General features: G+C 44.1%; 22 protein-coding genes and 1 tRNA gene. 4 read left to right on the top strand and 19 right to left on the bottom strand.

Going from position 1 to position 25,149, the window contains the following annotated elements:
* Window positions 1–35: 35 nt before the first annotated feature.
* From hxlB to hxlA (ACN0V2_RS04995), 5 genes are all read right to left on the bottom strand, one after another.
* A complete protein-coding gene (gene hxlB, locus ACN0V2_RS05015; protein WP_417549692.1) occupies window positions 36–575 on the bottom strand; it encodes a 6-phospho-3-hexuloisomerase in 540 nt (179 codons plus the stop codon).
* A gap of 11 nt (window positions 576–586) precedes the next feature.
* Window positions 587–1,222 (bottom strand): 3-hexulose-6-phosphate synthase, encoded by a 636-nt coding sequence (gene hxlA / locus ACN0V2_RS05010; RefSeq protein WP_417549691.1) that lies wholly within the window; start codon window positions 1,220–1,222, stop codon window positions 587–589.
* 158 nt (window positions 1,223–1,380) lie between these two features.
* A complete protein-coding gene (locus ACN0V2_RS05005; RefSeq protein WP_417549690.1) occupies window positions 1,381–2,364 on the bottom strand; it encodes a transaldolase in 984 nt (327 codons plus the stop codon).
* 134 nt (window positions 2,365–2,498) lie between these two features.
* Entirely contained in the window at window positions 2,499–2,816 is a 318-nt protein-coding gene (locus ACN0V2_RS05000; protein WP_417549689.1) for a hypothetical protein, read from the bottom strand.
* A gap of 274 nt (window positions 2,817–3,090) precedes the next feature.
* On the bottom strand, window positions 3,091–3,732 hold the full coding sequence (gene hxlA / locus ACN0V2_RS04995; RefSeq protein WP_417549688.1) for a 3-hexulose-6-phosphate synthase: 642 nt from the start codon (window positions 3,730–3,732) through the stop codon (window positions 3,091–3,093).
* A 205-nt stretch (window positions 3,733–3,937) separates the two neighbouring features.
* Between hxlA (ACN0V2_RS04995) and ACN0V2_RS04990 the strand changes: the two genes are divergently transcribed.
* The gene (locus ACN0V2_RS04990; protein ID WP_417549687.1) at window positions 3,938–4,771 is read left to right on the top strand and encodes an HAD-IIA family hydrolase; all 834 of its coding nucleotides are present in this window, start codon (window positions 3,938–3,940) and stop codon (window positions 4,769–4,771) included.
* Window positions 4,772–4,789: 18 nt separating this feature from the next.
* Complete coding sequence (gene dhaK / locus ACN0V2_RS04985) at window positions 4,790–5,779, top strand: dihydroxyacetone kinase subunit DhaK (protein ID WP_417549686.1); 990 nt, start codon at window positions 4,790–4,792, stop codon at window positions 5,777–5,779.
* Here the strand turns inward: dhaK and dhaL are convergent.
* From dhaL to ACN0V2_RS04940, 9 genes are all read right to left on the bottom strand, one after another.
* Window positions 5,776–6,405: a dihydroxyacetone kinase subunit DhaL gene (gene dhaL / locus ACN0V2_RS04980; protein WP_417549685.1), complete on the bottom strand. Its 630-nt coding sequence runs from the start codon at window positions 6,403–6,405 to the stop codon at window positions 5,776–5,778. The genes dhaK and dhaL overlap by 4 nt on opposite strands.
* A 127-nt stretch (window positions 6,406–6,532) precedes the next feature.
* Window positions 6,533–6,982: a nickel-responsive transcriptional regulator NikR gene (gene nikR / locus ACN0V2_RS04975; protein ID WP_417549684.1), complete on the bottom strand. Its 450-nt coding sequence runs from the start codon at window positions 6,980–6,982 to the stop codon at window positions 6,533–6,535.
* 115 nt (window positions 6,983–7,097) lie between these two features.
* Window positions 7,098–8,468, bottom strand: coding sequence for a type III glutamate--ammonia ligase (glnT, locus tag ACN0V2_RS04970; protein ID WP_417549683.1), 1,371 nt, complete (start codon window positions 8,466–8,468; stop codon window positions 7,098–7,100).
* 26 nt (window positions 8,469–8,494) lie between these two features.
* Window positions 8,495–9,259: a creatininase family protein gene (locus ACN0V2_RS04965; protein ID WP_417549682.1), complete on the bottom strand. Its 765-nt coding sequence runs from the start codon at window positions 9,257–9,259 to the stop codon at window positions 8,495–8,497.
* Entirely contained in the window at window positions 9,260–10,168 is a 909-nt protein-coding gene (locus ACN0V2_RS04960; protein ID WP_417549681.1) for an ABC transporter ATP-binding protein, read from the bottom strand. It lies immediately after the preceding gene.
* 9 nt (window positions 10,169–10,177) lie between these two features.
* The gene (locus tag ACN0V2_RS04955) at window positions 10,178–11,122 is read right to left on the bottom strand and encodes an ABC transporter permease (RefSeq protein WP_417549680.1); all 945 of its coding nucleotides are present in this window, start codon (window positions 11,120–11,122) and stop codon (window positions 10,178–10,180) included.
* 118 nt (window positions 11,123–11,240) lie between these two features.
* Window positions 11,241–12,206 (bottom strand): ABC transporter substrate-binding protein, encoded by a 966-nt coding sequence (locus ACN0V2_RS04950; protein ID WP_417549679.1) that lies wholly within the window; start codon window positions 12,204–12,206, stop codon window positions 11,241–11,243.
* A gap of 434 nt (window positions 12,207–12,640) precedes the next feature.
* Window positions 12,641–13,843 carry a porin gene (locus tag ACN0V2_RS04945; RefSeq protein WP_417549678.1) on the bottom strand — a complete coding sequence of 401 codons (1,203 nt, stop codon included), beginning with the start codon at window positions 13,841–13,843 and terminating at the stop codon, window positions 12,641–12,643.
* Between the two features lie 475 nt (window positions 13,844–14,318).
* A tRNA-Phe gene (locus ACN0V2_RS04940) sits at window positions 14,319–14,394 on the bottom strand.
* 135 nt (window positions 14,395–14,529) lie between these two features.
* Here ACN0V2_RS04940 and ACN0V2_RS04935 point away from each other — a divergent pair.
* Together ACN0V2_RS04935 and ACN0V2_RS04930 are read left to right on the top strand one after the other, a co-directional pair.
* Window positions 14,530–15,603: a hypothetical protein gene (locus ACN0V2_RS04935; RefSeq protein WP_417549677.1), complete on the top strand. Its 1,074-nt coding sequence runs from the start codon at window positions 14,530–14,532 to the stop codon at window positions 15,601–15,603.
* Between the two features lie 45 nt (window positions 15,604–15,648).
* On the top strand, window positions 15,649–18,771 hold the full coding sequence (locus tag ACN0V2_RS04930) for an efflux RND transporter permease subunit (protein ID WP_417549676.1): 3,123 nt from the start codon (window positions 15,649–15,651) through the stop codon (window positions 18,769–18,771).
* A gap of 39 nt (window positions 18,772–18,810) precedes the next feature.
* Here ACN0V2_RS04930 and ACN0V2_RS04925 read toward each other — a convergent pair whose 3' ends face one another.
* The 5 genes from ACN0V2_RS04925 to ACN0V2_RS04905 all read right to left on the bottom strand — a co-directional run bounded on the left by ACN0V2_RS04925 (window position 18,811) and on the right by ACN0V2_RS04905 (window position 25,129).
* Window positions 18,811–19,926 carry a hypothetical protein gene (locus ACN0V2_RS04925; protein WP_417549675.1) on the bottom strand — a complete coding sequence of 372 codons (1,116 nt, stop codon included), beginning with the start codon at window positions 19,924–19,926 and terminating at the stop codon, window positions 18,811–18,813.
* Between the two features lie 27 nt (window positions 19,927–19,953).
* The gene (mutL, locus tag ACN0V2_RS04920) at window positions 19,954–21,630 is read right to left on the bottom strand and encodes a DNA mismatch repair endonuclease MutL (protein ID WP_417549730.1); all 1,677 of its coding nucleotides are present in this window, start codon (window positions 21,628–21,630) and stop codon (window positions 19,954–19,956) included.
* Window positions 21,631–21,676: 46 nt separating this feature from the next.
* A complete protein-coding gene (locus ACN0V2_RS04915; RefSeq protein ID WP_417549674.1) occupies window positions 21,677–23,083 on the bottom strand; it encodes an N-acetylmuramoyl-L-alanine amidase in 1,407 nt (468 codons plus the stop codon).
* Window positions 23,084–23,184: 101 nt separating this feature from the next.
* Window positions 23,185–23,643 carry a tRNA (adenosine(37)-N6)-threonylcarbamoyltransferase complex ATPase subunit type 1 TsaE gene (gene tsaE, locus ACN0V2_RS04910; RefSeq protein WP_417549729.1) on the bottom strand — a complete coding sequence of 153 codons (459 nt, stop codon included), beginning with the start codon at window positions 23,641–23,643 and terminating at the stop codon, window positions 23,185–23,187.
* The gene (locus tag ACN0V2_RS04905; RefSeq protein ID WP_417549673.1) at window positions 23,639–25,129 is read right to left on the bottom strand and encodes an NAD(P)H-hydrate dehydratase; all 1,491 of its coding nucleotides are present in this window, start codon (window positions 25,127–25,129) and stop codon (window positions 23,639–23,641) included. Before ACN0V2_RS04905 ends, tsaE begins: the two co-directional genes overlap by 5 nt.
* Window positions 25,130–25,149 lie beyond the last annotated feature (20 nt).

Below are 25,149 nucleotides of genomic sequence, written 5' to 3'. Positions count from 1 at the left end.
ATTGCCCGTTTTTATTTTACTGCTAAGGAAAGTGGTTATTCCATATTAGCGTGTCTATATTTCATTTCTTCTTCTGGAATACCTTTCTCATGAATTAAATGAGAAACGATTGATTCCAAGAAAATCAAAGTAGACAACTCAAACATAGTACCCATGGGCATGCCCTTTGTTGGGGCAAAACTATTATCAGTACCAATTTGAATCGTTTTATCTGCGATATCGCCAATCGTTGAACTGGATTTTGAACAAATCAAAACCACTTTAGCGTTCTCAGATTTAGCTTTATTCGCAAATGAAACCAGCTGTGTTGTTTCACCAGAACCCGAAATAACGATTAACAAATCGCCTTCGCGGATACTTGGAGTGCTGATTTCACCTTGAACATAGACAGTATAACCACTATGCATCAGCCTCATACCCAAGAAATTACCTACCAGTTTTGAACGACCCGCGCCTGTGATAAAGATGCGCTTGGCATCATCACACATAGCAACAAATTCAGCTTCAAGTGAACTGTCAGTTGATTTCAGGATATCAGTGATTTTGTTTACAACTAGATCACGATGCATTGTCATTTTACTAATCCTTATGCTGCGTCAACCAATGCACGCAGTTCTTTAGCTGATTCTGCTGGAGAAGGTGCGCCATAGATTGCAGCACCAACAACAACGATATCCGCACCAGCACGAACAGTGCTTTGGATAGTGTCTTTGTTAATACCACCAGCAACAGAAATTTTAACATTCAGACCCAAACCAGCGATGGTTTTCAGATCTTCGAATGGAGTTTGACCAGCAGCTTGTGCGTCAAGACCAGTGTGAACACCGATGATGTGCGCGCCGTTAGCAGCTGCTTGTTTAGCAACAGCAGATTTATCTTCAACACCGATCAAATCGATTTGAGCTTCTGCATTGTTAGCGTTTGCAGCTTTGATAACACCTTTCATGGTCGCTTCATCAGAAGCACCCAATACAGTAGTGATATCACCACCAGCTTCAAAGAAAGGAGTTGCTTCGTATTCACCAGCATCCATAGTTTTCAGGTCAACCAGGATTTTTTTGTCTGGGTGAGCAGCTTTCAAAGCTTTAACTAATTTCAGACCGTTGTACTTGATGCAAGGTGTACCGATTTCCAGAATATCGACGTAAGGTGCGACTTGTTCAGCCAGCGCCATAGTTGCGTCAAAATCCAATGAATCCAGAGCCATTTGAATTTCAGCCATGTTATTTTACTCCTAAGATTTAAAAAAATTATTGTCACGCTGCATTAGTGCGAGCGGGACTATAGTTCAGAATTTGGCGATAAGTCAATTGAGCCAAAAACTGTTTAATCAGGTCGCGGGTTTAACCGCAACCTGACTGTAGATTGCTAATCAAGAAATTAGCTTTCCAGATTTGCCAGACGTGTAGCCAGCAGTTCTTCCAGTGATTCCAGTGCTTTAGCAAAACCATCAATGCCTTCAGACAGTTTTTCTGCCGCCATGCGATTTTCAGCATGCATCGCATCAAAGGTAGCTTTGTCTAAATTCAATTTTGCAACATCTGCTTTTGCAGCAACTTCAGGCGACAATTTACGTTCCAACGTGCCTTCAGTTTTTTGCAATTCATCCAACAGGCTTGGAGAAATTGTTAATAAATCAACGCCTGCCAATTCAGTAATTTCACCAACATTACGGAAGCTTGCGCCCATAACTTCAGTGTTGTAACCAAATTTTTTATAGTAGCTGTAGATTTCAGTTACTGACAATACGCCAGGATCTTCGTTTGCTGGGTAAGAGTCACGACCTGAATCTTTTTTGTACCAATCAAGAATACGACCGACAAATGGTGAAATCAGCGTAATACCATTTTCAGCACAAGCAACGGCTTGGTGCAGACCGAACAATAATGTCAGGTTGGTGTGAATACCTTCTTTCTCAAGAACCGCTGCCGCTTGAATACCTTCCCAAGTTGCCGCAATTTTGATCAAAATACGATCACGAGAAACGCCCGCTGCTTCATATTGAGCAATCAGGTCACGACCTTTGGCAATTGTTGCTTCAGTGTCATATGAAAGACGCGCGTCTACTTCAGTAGAAACACGACCTGGAATGATTTCCAGAATTTTCAGACCAAAAGAAACGGCCAAACGGTCAAACGCTAAAGAAACAACCTCAGAAGCTGGTGCATCGGCACCAAGAGATTGACGAGCTGCTTTCAAAGTATCATCAACGATACCTTGATATTGCGGCATTTGCGCCGCTGCAGTAATCAATGATGGATTAGTTGTTGCATCACGAGGAGTGTACTTTTCAATTGCTTGAATATCACCAGTATCAGCAACAACGACGGTCATTTGCTTTAATTGATCAAGTAAATTCGCCATTTTTTTACCTTTTTGAGTTAGTTTGCAAAGCTGTTGAGCTTAAGTAAATTCGTATGCGATGCACGGCTGGAAATAAATTCCTTACCGTAATCATTCCCCATTTATATAAATAGGGTCTGCTCGTCGGAGTAGTTTTAAGCCTTACTACGGATGTAACGTTCCACACCAGTCAATGGTGCAGCACTAGCTTTACTACGAATATATTTTTCAACGCCTGTCATTGACTTAGTTGAAGACAATTGACCGCGAATATATTTTTCGACGCTCGTTAATTTTGAGCCGCCATTTGATTGGGCACGGATGTAACGTTCTACACCAGTTAAACCGTCATTCGCTTTTTTTGTAGCTGGTGCAGCAGTTTTGGTTTCTGGTTTACAGCAACTATCACTGTCAGAAGAAAACAAACCTTTAAAAAAGCTGCAGATTGAAGCAAAAAAACCTTTATCACTCATGAGTATACCCCTGTTACATTCTTAACCCCATCTGCCCAACATGATGAGGTTGGTGCAACGGGTAAATTACTATTTTAGATTCTGTGTGGCAAGCCAGCAGGTCTGCAGACTATGGATTATAATCATGCTCTGTTGTTTTTGACCAATTTATCTGCATGGTCAATAAGTTATGCTGGCATAACTGGCACATTGGAATCTGGATGAGTCAGTTAAGCTTAAAAAAAACGAGTGGCACTGGGCCACTCGTTTTTATTCATGCTACTGTTTGATCTGCTTATGCAGCATCAACTAATGCACGCAGTTCTTTAGCAGATTCTGCTGGAGAAGGCGCACCATAGATAGCCGCACCAACAACAACGATTGTTGCGCCAGCTTGAACAGTTTTCTGAATGGTGTCTTTGTTCAAGCCACCAGCAACAGAAATACGAACACCCAAGTTCAGAGATGCAATTGCTTGCAAATCAGCAAATGGAGTTTGACCTGCAGCTTGTGCGTCCAAACCAGTGTGAACACCGATGATTTGCGCACCGTTTTTAGCGGCTTCAGTTGCAACAGCTTTTTTATCTTTAACGCTGATTAAGTCGATTTGAGCTTCTGCATTGTTTGCGTTGGCTGCTTTGATAACGCCGCCCATTGTGGCTTTATCAGAAACACCCAGAACAGTACAAATATCAGCGCCTGCTTCGTAGAATGGAGTTGATTCATACTCACCAGCATCCATTGTTTTCAGGTCAACCAGAATCAGGTTGTTAGGGAATTTAGTTTTCAGGGCAGTGACGATTTCCAAGCCATTATATTTAATGCAAGGTGTACCGACTTCCAAGATATCTACATAAGGGGCAACTTGTTCTGCCAATGCGATTGTTTGATCGAAGTCCAGAGAATCCAGAGCCATTTGGATAAGTGCTTTTGCCATGCTGACATGCTCCTAATAATTGATTTAATTTGTAGTTTTACGTTGAAAATACGCTCGCAGACTATAAAGCACAAGGTTCATTTCTGTCAATTTTTCCGGTTTTTTAACGATTTTCGCGTGCGTTTATAACTGGACAGTCTATTTTGTTCTGTGCGACGCTTTTTGCAGTTTCACTTAACCTAAACTATTTGATAAGCGGGTAATCATGCAAACAATCAATAACCTGGGTGGATTCATCATCGATATGGATGGTGTGTTATGGCACGGTAATAAGCCGCTGTCGGGATTGACGGAATTTTTTTCTTCTCTACGCAAGGCCAAGATCCCTTTTGTTCTCGCGACAAATAATGCGAGTCTAACTCAACAACAATATATTAAAAAACTAGCAGATATGGGGGTAGAGGTTAACGCAAATGAAATCTTAACCTCCAGTATGGCAACTGCGCAGTATCTCAAAGAGACATTACCAACCTCAAAAAGACGCGTTTATGTGATTGGCGAATCCGGATTAATCGAGCCACTACAACAGCAAGGCTTTGAAATTACATCGACTTATTATCCTTCTGATCCTCAGGCTAATACTGATGATGTGTGGGCAGATGTGGTGGTTTCAGGATTAGATCGTGATTTGAATTGGAACAAACTCGCCACAGCAACGTTAAATATCCGAGCAGGAGCTGATTTTTATGCGACCAATGCAGACACCACATTACCTACTGAGCTGGGCGAAGTTATGGGGAATGGAGGAGTGCTCGCCGCTTTAACGGCGGCGACGGGAGTTGAGCCGATTGTTATTGGTAAACCTGAGCCTATTTTGTATCAGCAGGCATTTGAGATTCTGGGTACCGATAAACACAACACAATCGCCATCGGTGACAGACTGAATACCGATATTTTAGGAGCCGTTAATGCCGGTATGCGCAGTATTATGGTGTTAACAGGAGTGTCATCAGAAGCGGATTTGGCAGATATTGATTATGCTCCTGACTGGATATTCAAAGATATTCAGGAAATAACCACGTTGTTAAAACAATATTAATTAAGTAGGAGAGAGAACATGAAAAAAATTATAAATCACGTTGATACTTTGCTTGATGAAAGCCTTAATGGCTTTGTTAAAGCTCATCGGGATATTGTTTCTCTTGAACAGCAACCAACTTTCCTTCGCCGTTTAACGTTATCTGAACAACCAAAGGTTGCCCTTATATCTGGCGGTGGTTCAGGACATGAACCTCTTCATACAGGACTGGTTGGCAAAGGAATGTTAGATGCTGCCTGCCCTGGACAAATTTTTACTTCTCCAACACCGGATCAAATGCTGGCGGCTGCGGAAGCTGTTGAAAATGGTGCTGGCGTGTTATTTATCGTCAAAAACTACGCGGGCGATGTGATGAACTTTGAAATCGCCGCTGAGATGTTGGAATGCCAACATGAAACAGTGCTGATAAAAGATGATGTTTCACTGCCTGAAGCACATAGCACTGGCCGTAGAGGCGTGGCGGGAACACTTATTGTTGAGAAAATTGTTGGCGCAGCTGCAGAACAAGGCAAAGATCTAAGCGAGTGCAAAACCCTTGGTGATCGTGTGGCAAAAAATACGGCATCAATGGGATTTGCATTAACTAGTTGTACTGTTCCTGCGGCAGGGCGTCCAACATTTGAACTGAGTGAAAACGAAATCGAAATGGGCGTCGGCATTCACGGTGAAAGAGGCCGGGAACCGATGACCATGACCTCCGCTGAAGAATTAGTAAAGCATGTTACCGCTGCAATCCATAAAGAATTAAATCCTCAGCCGGGCCAACAAGTTCTTCTCCACGTAAATGGTTTCGGTGCTACGCCGCTGATGGAGCTTTACCTTGTGTTTGATCTGGCTGCTAAATTCTGGGAAGAAAAGGGTATTGAAATCAAACGCTCGTTGGTGGGTAACTTCACAACGTCACTGGATATGGCTGGCTGTTCTGTGACAATGACCATGCTAGATGAAGAAATTATCCAGTTATGGGATGCTCCTGTTCATACCGCAGCACTTCGTTGGGGCTGTTAATTTTTACCCAACTCATCAGCGATAACACATAAGATTAATTGGCAAGTGCGGGCGCCAGCATCAATGTGTCCTCGGGCACGTTCACCTAGAAATGAGGCGCGTCCCTTAGTCGCCAGCATTTCTTTGGTGGACAGCATTCCGGCAATGGCTGTGGTTTTGATATTTTCCAATACGATGGATTTATCTTGCGACTCTAAAACGGCGGTTTGTAAACTCTCCATAACTGGAATCAGGGTATCGAGCATGGTTTTTTCACCGAAGTCAGATTTGCCTCTGGCCTTAATGGATTCAACGCCAGCCGTATAAATAGCCGTTACACCGGCAAGATCCAGCTGATGCTCTTTGGCTGTTTTACCCATACTGACAAACATGGAGCCAAGCAATGAACCAGACGCCCCGCCCATAGTTGACATCAATGTCATACCAATTTTCATTAGTGCTGCAGACCAATCTAGCTGAATTAACTCATTATTGAGCTTGGCAACTGCATCCAATCCTCGTAAAAGATTGGTGAGATGATCACCATCACCTATTGCTCTGTCCAGAGCAGAGATTTCTTCTTCATTATTGAGAATTTCAGATTGAATTGCCTGAATTAAATGGGGCAAGATGTTGGTTTCAGTCATTAATATTGCCAGTAGTTTCGTTATTGAGAGCCAAATTACTGAATCAGTATCGACAGGTCAACTGGCAGGGTAATGAAAGAATGCTTTAGGGTGAAAAAGTTTTCTCAACACCTGATATGAACGATCTCTATTTTTGTTTGGGTGGCAATGGATGAATAGGGGGGATAATTTCAGCATTAAGTAATAAACGCCCACATACCACACCACGAAGAGTAATCATTTGGTCGGCAATCATATTTAATCGATTGGCTGGGCCCTGCACCAGAATGACCGATAACGTATTGGTATGCGTCAAATTGACATTCAGGCTACTAATGACTTCATCAATGTATTCGAATTGAAGATCATGAAGCCGTTTTTGTAAGCCAGGAATGGAATGGTTATAAACCAGATTTACGGTACCAGTCATTACCGAGTCACCCTGCTGGGCTCGGTGTTCATTGATTTGTAAATTAATCATATCGCAGATTGCCTGAGACCGACTGTCAAAGCCCCGTTTGCTAACCATTTCGTCCAGTTCATCCAAGAGGGCTTCTGGCATCGAAATGCTAATACGACAGACTTTTTCCTTACTCATCATTGCTCCCTGAGCCTTGGTATAAATTTATTAAGACCGATTTATTTTAGTTTATACCTTGCGTGGAGAAAACCCTCACCCCAGTTTTCAACTGGGGTGAGGATATGATTTTCGCCTAAAACAGGTGGCTATAGCGTTCTATTTCCCAGGCACTGACCACTGTATGATATTCATTCCACTCAGCTTGTTTGTAACGAATAAATTCGTTTCTTAACTCGGTGCCCAACACTTCTTCGACAAAAGGATCGGCCGAAAAGGCTTGAATGGCTTCATCCAATGTTCGTGGTAAAAACTGAATACCTAATTTTTCGCGTTCAACTTCGCTTAATTCGTATAAGTTACCTTCTTGAGGTTTACCAGGATCCAGACCCTCTTTTATGCCTTCCAATCCGGCGGCCAAAGCTAATGCAGCAGCCAGATAGGGATTAACAGCACCATCGGCGTTTCGAGATTCACAACGACCACCGCCCATAGGCACTCGAACAGAGTTGGTGCGGTTGTTTGAACCAAATGAATTAAATACCGGAGCCCAGGTGAAATAAGGCATATCACCCTGACGAACCAGACGTTTGTATGAGTTTACCGTTGGTGCAAACACGGCACATAAAGCGGGACCATGTTTGAGAATACCGGCAATGAACTGGTATCCCAGTTTAGTGAGCCCTAAACCATTTTCATCTTCTTCAGGTTTACACTGGAATAGGTTAACACCTGTTTCTAAGTCATATAACGACATATTAAAGTGAGCGCCCGTACCGGTTTTGTTAGAAAACGGTTTAGGCATAAATGTCGCCAATAAGTCTTCTTGTTTGGCATATTCTTTTGCCATCATTTTCAAAAAGGTGAAACGGTCGCAACTGGTGACAGCATCAGCATAATTAAAGTCAAATTCAAACTGGGCATTGGCATCTTCATGGTCGAATGAATAAAGTCCCCAGCCAAGATCATCAATACTGGTCGCCATTTTATCTAACCAGGTGAAATTACTTAAAAAGGCACGCGTGTCATAACAAGGCTTTTTCAATTTATCATCTGGGTCAGGGACCGATAGGCTGCCATCTGCATTTTTCTTAACAAGATAAACTTCGGCTTCAATGCCCAGATTCATTCCAAACCCCAATGCTTTTGCCTGCTCCAAAACTGATTTGAGTAACACGCGTGTGCTGAGCATATAAGGTTTTTTATACAAAGTATTATCTGCTGGCATCCAGGCGATTTCAGGTTGCCATGGCATTTGGATAATATGGTCTAAGTCTGGAACGGAAGCGATCTCGTCATCATTTGGTTGCTGACCCAAACCATCAACTGCATAGCCTGTATACAGTTCTGAACCGTGAGCCATATGGTGTAAATGCGAGAGAGGAACCACTTTGCCTTTAGGAATGCCGTGTATATCGACATAGGTTCCCATGCAATATTTCACGCCTTTGCTTTTCAGATCTTCTTGAATTTTTTTGATTTCGTCATCTGATTTGATGTTAATCATGATTTTACCTTTCTTTGTTAATAGTTTTATACGAGAGACTGGTGATAGCTGTGATTGAGTGGCGGATGTTCATCAATCGCTTTTTTCACCAAATCTGTTAAGTCTTCGCACATCCAGCTGAAAAGCATTTCACCATCGGCTTTGGTTGCAGCAGAGGGTTTTCCAGTGACACCATTTAGACTGGTGCGATTAACCGGGTGGCTGAAAACACAGCCATCTGTTCGATCTGGATCGTCGGCGTCCGCTAATTTATCTTCACGAACTAACTCAGGATGTAAGGCCATCATCAAGGCGGTTTCGGCCTGATTGGCATGCCAGTCTTCAGCATCATCGTGATGAGCTTTTCGCACACGACCAGAGAGTTGTGCGGTGTTTATTAGCCCGATCATCAAGTCATCATGACGAGCTCGTAGCATTTCCAGAGCACAACGCAGTGGCGCAGCATTAGTGACATGGCCATTAATCAATAACAGCTTTTTAATACCGGATGACACAACCCAATCACCGAGATCAGAAATAACATCAATCAGTGTTTTCGGATTGAGTGCAAGTGTGCCGGGCCAACGTTTTGAATGACCAATCGAACATCCATAGGGCTGGGTAGGTAATAAAAATACAGGCGTATTTTTAGCCACTTCACGACATAAGCTGTCCGCGATAGCTGAATCCATGCCACAACCCATATGTGGACCATGTTGCTCCGTTGCGCCAACAGGAAGCAGCGCTGTATCGACACCATTTTTGACAGCATCGGCCACTTCTTCCCAAGTCATTTGATTCAATTCATACATTTAAAAAACACTCCCAACTTCATCATTTACCGGTACCATCCGAACGATATTGAGTTGTTCATCGTCATCACCCTTATTTGCCGGATGGATAAGGTGTTCCAAATGTCTTTTGGTGGCTAAAAATTCAGCTGTTAGAAACTGCTCTGGATGACGAGGCTGGGCAACGGGGACTTCGATAATCTCTTGTACTTCGCCGGGGTTGGACTTCAGCACCAGAATGCGGTCAGCCAGATAAATAGCTTCGTCCAAATCATGGGTAATAAAAAACACCGTGACATCAATATTTTTCCAGATTTCCATCAAATACGATTGCATTTTGCTTCGAGTTTGCGCATCGAGTGCGCCGAAAGGCTCGTCCATCAATAAGACTTTGGGTTTATTCGCGAGAGCTCTGGCAATGGCAACCCGTTGTTTCATCCCGCCAGATAATTGATGTGGGTAGCTGTTCTCAAACCGAGATAACCCAATCAATTCAATCCACTGCCGTGCTTCTGCTTCAGCGCTGCCTTTGTTTAAACCTGATTCGCGTAAGCCAAACATGATGTTTTGTTTGACAGTGAGCCAGGGAAATAAGGTATAGCCCTGGAAGACCATGCCGCGTTCTGGACCAGGTTTATCAACCGGTTTTCCATCCAGTTTGACTTCACCTTCGGAAGCTTGCTCCAGACCTGCCAAGATCCGAATCAATGTTGATTTACCACAACCTGATGGGCCAATCACACACACAAATTCCCGTTTGTGTATTGTTAGGTTGATATCTTTTAATGCCGTTACCGTGCCGTGCTGGCTGTGGAAATATTTGCTCAATCCTTTAACTTCCATAGTAACGGGACGTTTTTTAATGCGAGCAAAACGATCACTAACAGCCTCTGTTTGCACACGATAATCCGGTAATATTAAATCGCTCACATCGTGCTCCTAATTAGTGGTTTGCCATGGAAAAAGACGTCGACCCAGCCAGGCCAATAACAGATCAATGGTTAACCCTAAAATGCCGATGATGATGGCGGCAAACACATTGTCGAAGTTTTTATAACGGGCTTGCTGGGTGATAAACCACGTTATCCCAGAGCTGGTACCAATTAATTCGGCCACAATTAAGTATGTCCAAGCCCAGCCCAGCAGGATCCGGGTGTCGCGATACAGATCAGGAAGAATGCCGGGTAAAACAATCCGAAACAGCATCGAACGATTACCGGCACCTAATGTTTGCCCTGCTTCAAGCAAAGCGGGATCAAGTTTTCTGGTGGTGTTTGCCACAATTAAAACTTGCTGAAAAAACGTACCAATAAAAATAATGGCTATTTTAGGGGCTTGGTAAATACCCAATATGGCGACAGCCAATGCACCGAAAGCTGGCGCCGGTAAATACCGGAAAAACTCAATAAAGGGTTCAAATAAACGAGAAAAAAAAGCATAGGTTCCGGCGAGAATACCTAATGGAATACCGATAATTGATGAAAGTAAAAAGCCATAAAAGATAACCTGGAGACTGCTCCACAGACTTTCGTGCAGCCACAGTTCGCTACTTCTTTTTGGCGGTGTTGTAAACGAAGCGTAAAAAGCTTTTACGACTTCATGCGGCGCTGGCAGATAAACGGGGTTAGCTGGAATGCCTACAGGCAGTTCAGTCCCCTTTTTTGCTGCGTTTATTGATTCTGTTTTAAACAGCGCTTTATCAACCAGCATGTTTTCACGGAAATAACTCACCGATCCTGGCTGGGTAATTTCCACCATGGGATGCCAGATAAAAGGCACATAACTAACAACGCACCACAGCAATATCGGCAAGATAAAACTACAGACAGTCACCGTCTTTCGAGTACGTGGGGTAAGCGGTTTGTTCACTGAAAAAAGTGACATAGTCAGTACCTTTACAATTTCCAGACAAAACGATCTGTTGCCAGTTAATGGCCAAAAAATACCTTGAGAGAAATCAGGTACCGATACTTAGCGGTACCTGATTACAGATTTATTCGCTTTATTCGTCTAACAGGAGTGACGGATCGATATAGTTATCAACAGGCTGTTTATCGGCATAGACTTTATTGTCGACATTAAACTGATCCGCAATGGCTGTTGAACCATATAAAGAGCCAAACCCATCCGCTTTTTTCATAAAAGCCTGAGCTTCTTGTTTAGTCAGGATTTTGGTGCCCTCAATAAAGGCTTCATACTCTGCCGGCTCAATACCGACTCTGGCCGCCATAATACTGATAGCATCATCACGTGTTTCTGGATCGTTCAAGTAATCAACCGCCATATACCAGGCATCAATGACTTTTTTCCATTCATCCCTACGTGCTGCAAGGCTGGAAGGAGAGACGGCCAGAACGTCATAGATAAGACCGGGTTCATCAGCACTGGTATAAATTGGTTTAGAATTGGGAACCAACTTTAATGCTTGTCCTGAATTAGGCTGCCAAGCACCGATGGCATCAACTTGACCAGATGCTAAGACTTGTGGGGTTTCATTGGTGGGTACATTCACTAGATTTACATCACTTTCAGACATTCCGGCTTTTTCAAGACCATTCATTAATAACAAATGCACCACAAAGCCTAATTCAACCCCAACCTTTTTGCCTTTTAAATCGCTGATGGAATTAATGCCTGGGGCACCGACGATCATGTCATTGCCATTGCTATAGTCATTAATCAAGATCATCACGTTTTGAGCACCGGTGGCTCCTGTAACGAGTGCATCACCATTTGTCATGGTTACAGCATCTAATTGGCCTGCAGCAAACGCATCCATGCTAGCGACGTAGTCAAACCATTCAAACTGAACATCAACACCGACTTCTTCAAACATGTTTTTTTCAATTGCTATTTCCCACGCTACCCAGCCAGGCCAGTCGCTATAGCCAATTTTTAGTGGTTCTGCATTGGCATTACCTGCTAGTAAAAGACCAGCAATAAGTGAAATTAGAAATCTTTTTTTCATCTGAGATACCTCGTCATTATTACGATTTACAATTATGGTAATACTGATAAAGCAGTTTGCATGCCATAGCGAGTGGAAGCGCAAAGCTTCAGCTTTATTGAATGTAGGTTGGGTAAATTATTGGCGTTAGATTACCATCTAGCAGGACTTCGCAAGATGAAGAGAATCATTCTTGAATCTTCTTTAGTGATTCTTGAGCCAGAAGAAAAATTTGTACCAATGCACTAAAAAGTCACTTTTTTGGGTGAATAAGCTCCAAAAGGGCGCGTTATAAATAGTTGAATGTGAAAAAAAAGCGGAGGAGTACGATGACTTTATACGATTAAAAAGCTAGTACTTTTATTTAGGATCTCAAACTAAAAAAAAGCCCCAACCCGAAGGTTGAGGCTTTTTATCAGTTTTAAACTAAACCCGAGGGTTTAGAAAATAACTGCTTACCAGCTGATGAAACCACCGATAGCCAAAACATCAACTTCATCTTCATCAGATTGAATGTGATATTCAGTTTCCATGCGTGAGTATTCAGCAACCAATTTCAGGTTAGCTGTAACGTCATGATAGATACCGATTGTAGCCATGCTGTTTGAATCTAAGTCAGCAAAGGCATTGTTTGTGTTTGATGTGCCAGCAAAAGTATTTGCACCGTCGCGGTCAAGTGTAGACTCACCGTAAGAGGCTGCTACAAATGTTTGACCACCGAAACGGTAACCTAACTGTGCATAATAACCATCACCATCACGTTCATTACCATTAGCTGTGATTGCACCCAGACCCAGACCACCAATACCTTGAGCTTTACCATCGTAGTAAGAGGCAACGGCTTCGAAGCCACCCAGTACTAACTGACCACCAACGGTATAAGCATTACCTTTAAGGCTATCGACATTATTAAAACTAACTTTTTGAGTCATGCCATCCAGCCACAATTTAACTGAACCGCCATCAAATGCAGAAGCATAGCTTAAAGAAGCTTCATAACGTGCATCTTTCTCATAACCACCAGTAGTGGCATTATTTACTTCTAAGAAATCATCACCATCAGCAACAGCTAAAGCAACTTTGAAACCAGCCATATCGACTGAAGTCCAGCGAATTTGTGAGCGCCAGTTGGCATAATCATAACCCCAACCAATACGACCCAGAGAGGTAGTACCAGTGTTTTGGTCACCGGCAGCAATAACGCTAGTTGCACCAACACCGTATAAAGTTTGATCTAACAAAATGTTGTTTGCTGCATAAAGACCTAAGCCTTTACCGAGCATGATCTGGCCGAAAGCACCGTCAACTGTAGCAAACGCTTCACGTTGTTCCATTGCTTCACTGCTACTAACGTAGCTGCCATTGTTTGTAGATGGAGAAATAGATACACGTGCACCAATGGTCAAACCATTAATTTCCGGTGCTTTAACGTTAAAGCCGAAGAATGTTGGTAACAAACCATTAGCAACGCCTTGGTTGTTTTGGTCGTAGCCGCCATTCGCGCTATCTTGGTCTGTAGCAATAAAGAATTGGTTGATGTTACCGTCAACGCTGAATTCATATCCGTTTTCGCCGCCAACAACGATTGTTGCGTTGGCTGCGCCGGCTGCTGCAAATGCTGCTGCGCCGACTAATGTAGCTAGTGTAGTTTTTTTCATGTCTGTTCACCTTCTAGTTGTTAACAGATTACTTTAAGTTTCTCTCGTAACCAGAGACGTGCTCGGTTAAGTGTGTATTTTCCACATCTACAAAACCTTTGCAACACTTTTACAACAAAAAAATGTGACTTTGGTCATTTTTACCTAAATGTGTGTTTTTTTTACAACAATCTTTTCCAGGAATGAGTGTCTTCAATAATATATATCACTGAAGCCCATTGATAATATTGAGGTTATTCCTGCTAGGGTGTTGAAGGTTAAAATCGCAACAATTAGTTGGTTGATATGTAAAGTTTTGCTAATTAACCCGAGTGTAGAGGTTTTCGCGATGATTCAGCTTTGCTCTGGTGTAGTTTCCTACTATATAGATGAACGAGATCTTTTTTCGCTCAAGCACATGCGAGTGGTAGAAAAAGTTTGAGTACTAAAACGAAAAAAGCCCGATATGAGAAACATATCGGGCTTTTAAATTCGATGGTGGCTCGACCTGGAATCGAACCAGGGACACAGGGATTTTCAATCCCTTGCTCTACCAACTGAGCTATCGAGCCAACAAGGTGCGGTATTAAACCTGTCCGCGTGACTGCTGTCAAGTCATGTAAAGCAGCTTGGGAAGTTATCCTTGTAGCATTTAAGCAGCCATGCTGTAATGACCGGCAGTTTTGCACTGGGGCAGCGAATAGAAAATGAATACCAGCCAACGCATTTTATTGTGGATTGTCAGTCTTTTAGCGATAGTTTTATTGCTTTATTTTCTTTCGCCAATCTTTGTCTCACAGGCTCAGTCAGATGGCCAAGCTGCTGAAAATATTCACGATGACGACGATGATGATTCAGTATCAAATCATCAATTTGCGCTTTCAGTAGAGTTAAATGAAGCCGCTCAGGAAATGGCTTCTATTAAAAGCCAGACCTTGATGGAAAGTTTCTTTACCCCGGAAATGCGTGCCGTTGCCGTGGTCATGCCAACGCAAGATTTACGCTTAGCCCGTTCTCGGTGTGTAGAGGCTGAAATGAATCTGCGCTTGGCCCAGGTGAACCAACAGGGAATAAGTAAAGAACTAACGCGGCTGAAAACGCTGCAACAAGCGACTGGAAGTGTGGCGTCTAAAGAAGTGAACTACGCACAAACCAATTTATCGCAGGCTCAAGCAGAGTCACAGTTAAAACAGCAACTGGTCAGCAATTGCCACGCTGAAGTTCGTCAACAATGGCCCCAGCCGATAGCTAACTGGGTTATCAATGGTGAAGAAGCATTCGACATGTTGATGGCGCGGGAACACTCTCTTATCAAAGTGACCTTACCGACCAATCAAACCTTAAATCAAAAAGTGACTACCTTACGCTGGCGCCAAAACAACCAACCCGAAAATGTCGGGCAGGCACAATTGCTATCGGCTGCGCTAACAGCTGATTCAGTGTTAAGTGGCGAAACCTGGTATTTCCTGAATAAATCATCTCCACTGCGAGAAGGCGCTCAATTGCAGGTCTGGGTGCCAAGCTCTGACAGCACATTATCTGGTGTGATGATCCCTTATCAATCAATTGTCTGGTATGCGGGGCAGCCATGGGCTTATCTGCGGATGGATGAAGAGCATTTTCAACGGATGTCGTTAACGTCTGGTATCAACTCTGTTGAAGGCATTTATTTGCAGCAAGGAATCTATCCTGGCGATGCTGTCGTCACTTCAGGTGCTCAGACATTGTTATCGGAAGAATTCAAATGGCAAATCCATGATGAAGACGATGATGATGACTAGTCATATCATCAGCAATCCCTTATTCGATAATTAACAGGAAGACGGATGCTTTCTCACTTGGTTGCCTTTTCGGTTCGTTCTCGCGGTGTGGTACTGGCTCTTGCCTTATTGATGCTCGGTTATGGTGGCTACCAACTCTATAAAGCCAGCCTTGATGTGTTTCCTGAATTCGCGCCCAAGCAAGTTATTATTCAGACCGAAGCGTCAGGTTTTACTGCTGAACAAGTGGAAACGTTGGTCACTCAACCCATTGAAAATGCATTAGGTGGCTTGCCGGATGTCATGTTTGTGCGATCAGCTTCAACTCCGGGTTTATCTGTTGTCATCATTACCTTTGAAGATCGAACGGATATCTATCTCAATCGCCAATTAGTCTCTGAGCGATTGATGCCGGCCCAAGGTCAGTTACCCCAAGGTGTTGGGCCTGCTTTGATGGTGCCACTTGAATCTTCATCGGGCACCATCATGACCATCGGTTTGACGTCTGAGACCCAAAGTCTGATGCGTTTGCGGGAAATGGTCGATTGGACCTTAACGCCGAGATTACTGGCTGTTGATGGAGTAGCGGACATCAATGTATTCGGCGGTGCTGAAAAGCAGATGCAGATACAGCTCGACCCCGAAAAACTCGCGATGTATCACTTATCAGCACTCGATATTGTTGCAGCCGCCCGGGAAGCTACTGTGCTTCAAGGCAGTGGTTTTATCGAAAATAGTAACCAACGCATGATGCTCCAGGTCATCGGACAACCGGTTAGTGCTGAAACCATGGAAAAAGTGGTGATTCGTCAGCAAGGACAGTCGGTATTACACCTTGGTGATGTTGCCACCATTAATTACGGTGCTGCGCCAGCCATTGGCGGTGCTGCCATTAGTGGTAAGCCAGGCATTGTATTGATGGTTATAGGACAATACCAAGCCAATACCCTAGCGGTAACACAGGGTATTGAAACAGCTTTGAACGAGTTTCGTGATGGCTTTGAGGTGGATGGCATTGAATTGCATGCGGATTTGTTTCGTCCCGCGAACTACATTCAAACCTCACTAGCAAATATTCAACATCATTTACTGGTGGGCGGCGGTTTGGTGTTATTGGTGTTGTTCTTATTCTTGTTCAATTTACGCACGGCAATCATTTCAATGACAGCGATTCCGTTGTCGTTGTTTGCTGCTTTGATCGTGCTACTCGAATTCGGTGTCAATATCAATATTATGGTGTTGGGTGGTTTAGCTATAGCCCTAGGCGAAGTGGTTGATGACGCGATTATTGATACCGAGAATATCTTCCGCCGGCTGCGCGAAAACGCTGCTTTAAAAGAGCCCAGACCTGTTATTCAGATTGTCTATGAAGCCTCAATGGAAGTCCGTGGCTCAGTGGTGTATGCCAGTTTGATTGTAATGCTAGTGTTTGTGCCGCTATTAACCTTGGGCGGAGTTGCTGGAAGAATGTTTGAGCCATTAGGCCAGGCTTATATTCTGGCCATTTTGGCATCATTACTGGTGGCGTTAACCGTCACACCGGCACTTTGCCATACCTTATTAAGCCGGCTTGGTGTTACACGCTCTACTGAACCGCCATTGATTCACTGGCTACAAATTTATTATGGTCGAATATTAAAGGTTACCTGCCAGTTTCCTAAACTGATGATGATGACTGTGCTGATCTTGTGCGTGGCGGGTGCTAGTTTATTACCGTTCTTTGGTGGGCGGTTTTTACCGGAACTGCGGGAGGGGCATTACATCATTCACACCGCCAGTGTGCCCGGAACATCGTTGCAAGAATCCTTACGAATAGGTGGTTTGATTGAACAACAAGTAGCCGCTATCCCGGGCGTGCGAGCAACTTCCCAATGGGCTGGGCGTGCGGAACGCGGTGCCGATACGTTCGGTACACATTACAGTGAATATGAAGTGGATTTGGATCCACTTTCCGGTGCAGAGCAACAAGCCATCCTGGATGAAATTCGTGACATTCTGGAAGCCTTTCCGGGCATTAGTTCTGAGGTTAATACCTTCTTGACTGAACGCATTGATGAAACCATCTCAGGTTATACCTCACCAGTGGTCGTGAATATTTATGGGAATAACCTGGATGCCCTAGACTATAAAGCGCGTGAAGTTGCTGAGGTCATGGCTGAGATTGACGGCGCGACGGATATCCAATTACGCGCACCTCCGGGCGAACCACAAATGCAAGTTCGTATTAAACTCGATGAGTTACCACAATGGGGTTTGCAACCGGCGACGGTGATGCAAAATATTAAAGCAGCATTTGATGGCATTAAAGTTGGACAAATAGCCGAAGGAAACCGTTTATTTGATATTCATGTGGTATTGCCACCCCATTTGCGCGAACAACCACATCACTTATTAAGCTTACCATTGCGTACTCAAGATAATCGGATGCTGACACTTGGTGATGTTGCTGAGCTACAACAAGTTTCTGGCCGACATGCGATTTTGCATCATGGTGCTCAACGTTTGCAGACCATCACCTGTAATGTCACAGGACGTGATTTACGTTCTTTTTTCAACGAACTTCAACAGCGTGTGCATCAGGATGTGCAGTTCGATGCTGATACTTATCCGGAATTTACTGGAACCGCTGTGGCTGAGGCTGAGTCACGCAAGGATTTGTTGATACATTCAATTCTAATAGGACTGGTAGTCTTAATTTTGCTGTATATGGCACTGCGTAGTGTGCGTAATACTTGGTTGGTGTTGCTGAACTTACCATTTTCATTATTGGGTGGTGTGATGGCCGCCTGGTTGACTGGTGGCGTGTTATCAATCGGTTCGCTGGTGGGGTTTGTTACGCTGTTTGGTATTACGTTACGTAATGCAATCATGTTGGTTTCACACTATCAGCACCTTATCGAACAGGAAGGTAAAGCTTGGGTAATGGAAACAGCGATCCAAGGTGCTCTTGAGCGTTTGCCATCTATTTTGATCACCGCGCTGGTAACCGCTTTGGCGATGTTGCCGATCGCTATTAATGCAGACAGTCCGGGACGTGAAATCATGGGACCGATGGCAGCGATTATTATTGGGGGACTGATTTCGTCGACCTTGCTGACGTTATTAGTTTTACCCAGTGTGATGTTGCGTTATGGTGAGTTCAAGAAGCGCCGAGTTACTCAAATGGAAACCACCACGCAAAGGCAATAATGCCAAGTACAAATACGATCAAAATGATTTCAACAATCATTAACGACCAATCGCGAACGTTTCTGTCGAATTACTGCGTTGTTCGGCAAAGAATTGGTAGATATCTCTTAATTCTTTGCCCGAAAAGCGAATCAAAATCAGTTCTTGACCCGGTTTAATCAAGTTAGCGTCGTATCCCATGGTATGTGTATTAAAGTTATACACATAACTGGTCGACACTTTTTGATGCAGTATTTTGCCTAAAAAAGAACTTAACCCTGTGGGCAATGGTTCATCGGCATCAGCCGGAATTACTACACTCACATTTTGCTCAGCACCATCACGTTGCAATCGAATACCTTGACGAAAATTACTAATCAAACCCGTTTGAATGATGCCCCATAAGCCTTGAATATCTTCCTCTGTTACCCGGTGCAGATAAAACAAACTGTCTTGCATTTCCGCCGAATCACTATCGATTAATTCAGCAATATCCAGTTTTTGTACGCCGCGGCTGATGGTGACGGAAATTTCCTGATCGTCGGGTATATTGGCTTTTTCTAGCTCACTGGCTTTAATTTGTTTGACCTGTTTTTGTTTGCGGACCTGAGTAACGGGCGCAGCATGATCAATATCTTCACGTTTTAACAATTCAACGAGTGGTGCGGTAATGGTTTCGCCTTGTTCGGTGACAATGGTAATGGGAGCGATATGATCTTCTTCTGCCGTTTCCAGCTCTTGCAAGGTAGTGTTTTCGCGGATTTCTTCGGTATAACGTAGTGTCAGCGGAGTATCGTCGTTTAGAGATTTGTCATCCTTCAAGCTTTTTAAGGTGGTGACACGTTCTTCTAATTCAGGCAGGGCAATAATGCTTTCTGGCCGAACAAACAGATCACTGTATTCATTGACAATAATCGACTCTGAGTTGGAGTCAGCTAAGTTATCTACAAACTCTTCAGCTTCTTGTTCACGGATAGCATCACTGTCAGGCACTTCTTCGGCGGAGCGAATAATTTCCAGGGGTAAATCAGGCTCAATCACTTCAATTGGTGGATCGACTGTCAGTTCACTGCGATTTGGTGGCGCGTCGCTCCATAACAAATAACCAAACAGTAATAACACGATAACAGCGAGTATCGCCGCGACTATTGTAGAACCTGTACGGGCTCGATCCATTTGAAAACCGCCTCAGTGCATGTTGAATCAGTCCGAGAATAAGCTACCAAGTGTGACCAAATCAAGTTCCTGACACCATGGCTGATGAATACATTGTTGTGGAGAGGCGTTTCGCAACCATTCCTCAACCTGTTGGGACTGAATGCTATCAGTGGTTTGCAGCAAATCCAGTAAGTGCTGACTAAGCAGGTTGGCATCAATAGTTTGGCTGCTGACAGCATCTATAACACTCCCAATCATTGTCTTAAGATCCAGCTGTGCCAGCACAATAGGAATACTTTTGATGGTCAGTAGCTCACCATTTCGCTGCAAATTAAAGCCAAAAGAGTTTAATAACGCTTGGTGTTCAGCAACTGCATATTGTTGTTCTGCAGTAGATGAAAGACTCAGTGGCACTAATATCGGTCGGCTTTTTAATGGCAGTTGTTCCAGTAGTTTAGCGAAATGTTGTTTGCGCGAACTGGGGATAGCTTTGGTTAAATCAATCAGATAATGCTTTTGCTGAAAAATCACCCAGGCAAAATGTTTATGCAAAAGCTGCAATAGCTGAAAACTGTCTTTTGAACTCGATAAATTTACCGGTAGGGCTACCTGACTCGGCGATTCATTCTGTAATGGTGATAGAGCATGCCGCTGATAGCTAGAGGCGGATTCTGCAATCCGTTGTAAAGCAGGCTCTGATAATGCCTGTGGTTGGATAGTATTGATGTGCTGATGTAATTCATCACTGACTGCTCGGTGAATCAGCCCATGAATCAGCCGAGTTTCGCGAAAGCGTACTTCATGTTTGGTGGGATGCACATTGACGTCAACGCGATCCAAAGGAATGGTCATATATAAAACATAAGCTGGATGTCGGCCTGCAGGAATTAAATCAGCATAAGCCTGACGAATTACCTGGCTGATTAACCGATCTCGTATAACCCGACCATTAATAAAAAAGTATTGCTGATCGGCTTGTGGTCGGTGAGCATCAGTATGACCCAGCCAGCCTTTTATGCTAATGAGATCAAATTGTTGTTCAATGGACAAAGCCTGTTTGACAAAGGTTTGCCCACAGATTTTGCCAATTCTCGCTAACTGCTGCGACTCGGACTGAGCAATGGGGAGGTTCAGTTTGAGCTGACCATTTAATTCACATTGAAAACGAATATCAAAACGGCTTAACGCCAGACGTTGCACTGTCGTGAGGATCTGTTGCTGTTCCGTGCGCGCACTACGTAGAAAACGTCTTCGTGCAGGAAGATTAAAAAACAGATCGCGTACCGCTACGGTAGTGCCAAAAGGATGTGGAATGGGTTCTGGCTGATCGGTTTCACTATGAATTTGCCAACCGCATTCACTCTCGGTCTGTCTGGAAATCAAACTCAGATTGGAAACCGAGCTAATGCTGGGCAAGGCTTCACCACGAAACCCTAAACTGGAAATCTGACTTAACTGGTCACTGGAAGAAATTTTGCTGGTGGCATGGCGGCTGAGCGCTAAACAGAGATCGTCAGGATGGATACCTGAACCATCATCGCGCACTTGAATCAATTGACTGCCAGATCCATCAACGGTAATTTCAATATCAGTCGCGGAGGCATCCAGACTATTTTCCACCAACTCCTTAATCACAGAAGCAGGACGTTCAATGACCTCGCCAGCCGCAATCTGATTGGCAAGTTGTAAGGGGAGGGGGTGGATGCGTTTTGGTGTCAACATCGACACAGTTTAACAGCTCGAACTAGAAATCAGCCGTCAAAATCAATCAAGGAATCTTCAGTACGTCGCCAACCATAAGTCTGCTGGTCTGCAGATTGTTGGTGGATTTGAGTTCCGACATATTGACCCGATAGCGCTGGGCAATGGTACTTAATGTGTCCCCACTGCTGACAATATGTTGTTGTGGTTTGACTTGCTGGGTTATCGGATTTCGTTGGAAATAGCTGCGAATGCCTGCCAACATCGATTGAGCAAGTTTGTTTTGATGATTTACATCATTAAGTTTGCGTTCTTCTTCCGGGTTGGAAATAAACGCAGTTTCAACCAGAACCGACGGAATATCCGGTGACTTCAATACAACGAAAGCCGCTGATTCGACTTGTTTTTTGTGTACCGGGCCAACCCGCTTCAAGCCACTTAATACGCTGTTACCAACTTCTAAACTGGCTTCAAGGCTAGCTGTCTGAGATAAGTCGAGTAACACGGATGCCAATAAATCGTCTTTGTCTTCAAGGCTGATACCACCCGCCAAGTCAGCAGCATTTTCACGATCTGCCAAGATTTGAGCGGCCTCACTACTTGCGCCTCGTGGTGATAACACATATACAGAAGAACCTTTGGCACTGGTGCGTTGGAATGCATCGGCATGAATAGAGATAAACATATCGGCACCATTTTGTTTGGCGCGCTGAATGCGTTGTCTCAAAGTTATAAATTCATCACGATCTCGCGTCATATAGGCACGCATACCGGGTTCATTATCGACTAGCTTTGCTAAACGTCGCGAAATGGCCAGCACCACATCTTTTTCGCGTGTGCCTTTTCTACCAATGGCCCCAGGATCGCGACCGCCATGACCTGGATCAATCGCTACAACGATATCGCGACGCGGTAAAACCGGTCTACTGCGCACCGTTGTTGCCGTCGCCTGTGGCAGGTCAGCCGGAGTGGTGGTTTGAGCTGGTGAAGTATTTTCAACAATTGTTTGGTTAGGTGTAGGTTTATCAGCCGAATTTTCTGCAGATTTGTTAGATGATTGAGCAGGTTTATTGCTGGCGACCGCCGTTGCTGGACCATGTTTGAAATCAACTAATAGACGATGGGAGTATTCACCTTCTGGTCCTAACGGCTGAATCTCATAGTCTGTGGCTTGTTTTAGATCAAAAACGAGTCGATAAGTATCTTGATCGTGTTGAGCATGGCGAATTTTTTCGACCACAGCGCTATTGAAGGTTGGTGCAATCAAGGCTTTATTGACTTTGGCCGCTTTGATATCAACTACTAAACGATGCGGATTGGTCAGCGTAAAGCTCTGAAATTCCAGCGCTTTATCTAAATCCAGCACAACCCGAGTTAGGTTTGCATTTTGGGATACACGGATATTCTCAACCGATGCGGCATGCGCAGTGGCAGTTAATATCAGCATTATCAATCCCAATAACAAACGAGACATAGTCACTTCCTACAATTTACACAGCCTTAGTTTGTGATTGAAGGAATAAAAAATCAAGACTTTTTTCTATATTTTTAAATAAGATAGCGTGTAATGCTGAATTAATTGTGAAGTTTATCGCAGATAATGGATGCGGCTTCAGAAAAAGCTTGGAAAGTTATTTGCCTTCCAGAAGGTTGATAATTCAATGAGATAAGCAGGTCAGGTTCTGGTAACACCCCTTTACCTTGCTCAGGCCATTCAATTAACGATAGGGAATTCGTGGAAAAATAATCTTCAATGCCCAGATAAAGCAACTCTTCCGGATCGGCTAAGCGATATAGATCAAAATGATAAACATCCCGCTCGTTGAGCTGATAATGCTCGACCAAAGTATAAGTAGGACTTTTGACTTTGCCAGTGTGCCCCAGCGCCTGCAGTAGACCACGAACAAAAGTTGTTTTGCCGGCCCCCAGATCACCTTTTAAATGAATAGAAAAGGCCGATACAGGTAATAGGACCGCCAGTTTAACAGCCATATCCAAAGTTGCTTGTTCGTCAGCGAGAAAAATCATATTAATAATCGAGGTTAGCTAATTTTCGAAGGTGCGGCATTAAATCCATTGCCAGTGTGCCACGCTCTCCATCCTGTTCGGCAGTTTTATCCGCAGCCATGCCGTGCAATGTGACACCTACACAAGCCGCATCCATTATGGGGAAATGTTGAGCCAGCAAACCGCCAATCACCCCGGTCAAAACATCACCCATACCACCACTAGCCATACCCGGATTTCCCGCGGTAGAGAGGCGGATAGGTGCTTCACCATTGGAAATTAATGTGCCTGAACCTTTCAACACTACGACACCGCCATAACGTTTTTGTAATTCATCCACCGCAGCAAAACGATCTGACTGAATATCTTTTGAGCTGCAACCCAATAAACGTGCTGCTTCACCAGGATGTGGAGTGAGCACCCAGTTATCACGATGCTGAGGGTTTTTACTCAACAGATTCAGTGCATCAGCATCAACAACCATAGGCTTGTTTGCTTCGAGCGTTTTCTGAAATAAGGCCGCTCCCCACTCACTTTGTCCCAGACCTGGACCCACCACTAATGCGTTGGCTGAGCTTAATAAAACTTCCATCTCACCGACATCTTCCACCCCGTGACACATCAGTTCAGGGCGAGTCAGATTGAAAAAAGCGCTGTGGGCACGGCGTGTAGCAACGCTGATTAAACCTGCACCAACGCGACCACCAGCTTCAGCAGCCATTCTGGCTGCACCAGACATACCGTGATCACCGCCGATAATTAATAAATGACCATACAATCCTTTATGAGCTGTCCGCTCACGCGGTGCCAGGGCAGTTCCAACATGTTCCAGACTGATTCGCCGTGCAGCTGGTGTTAAAACGCTATAAATAGAGGAGGGAACATTTAATGAATCAAAAATGACTTTGCCGCAAAAACTTGGGCCGTCACCGGTAAATAAGCCTGTATTCAATCCCAGAAAACTTAGTGTGATAGAAGCCTGAACAGGCTTGCCCAACGCCCGACCGCTATCGGCATGAATACCTGAAGGGATATCTAACGCCAAAACGGGAGTGCTTTTAGATTGTTGATTGATAGCATCAATAGCTAAAGCGTAGTCACCACTTACTTCACGATTAAGACCGATGCCAAATAATGCATCAACAATCATGTCTGCATTGGATAATGAGTCTGTAAAAGCCTGAATCTCTGTGCCGGTGGCAAGTAAGGCTTGGCGGGCAGCAGTAGTTTCATCACTCATTCCACGCTCATCGCCCAGCTGAAATACGCTGATGCGATAGTCATTTGCTAATGCCTGTCTTGCCAGCTCGAAGCCGTCGCCACCATTATTGCCTGCACCGCAAACGATAAGAATATGTCTGGCTAAAGGGCAGTGAGTTCTGATGGCTTCTAGTGCCGCTGTACCTGCACGAGACATTAATGTTGCTGAAGAAATGGCTTGCTGTTCCATGACGATCCGTTCCAGTTCACGAGTCTGCTCAGCGGTATAGAGATCGTGGGGCAAGTTCGACATAAAAATAATAGTCCGGATGA

Origin of the sequence: Methylophaga sp. (assembly GCF_048266885.1) — a bacterium.
Classification (GTDB): Bacteria; Pseudomonadota; Gammaproteobacteria; order Nitrosococcales; family Methylophagaceae; genus Methylophaga.
The sequence above is the reverse complement of the archived record's forward strand: the minus strand, read 5'-3'. Positions and strand labels throughout refer to the sequence as shown.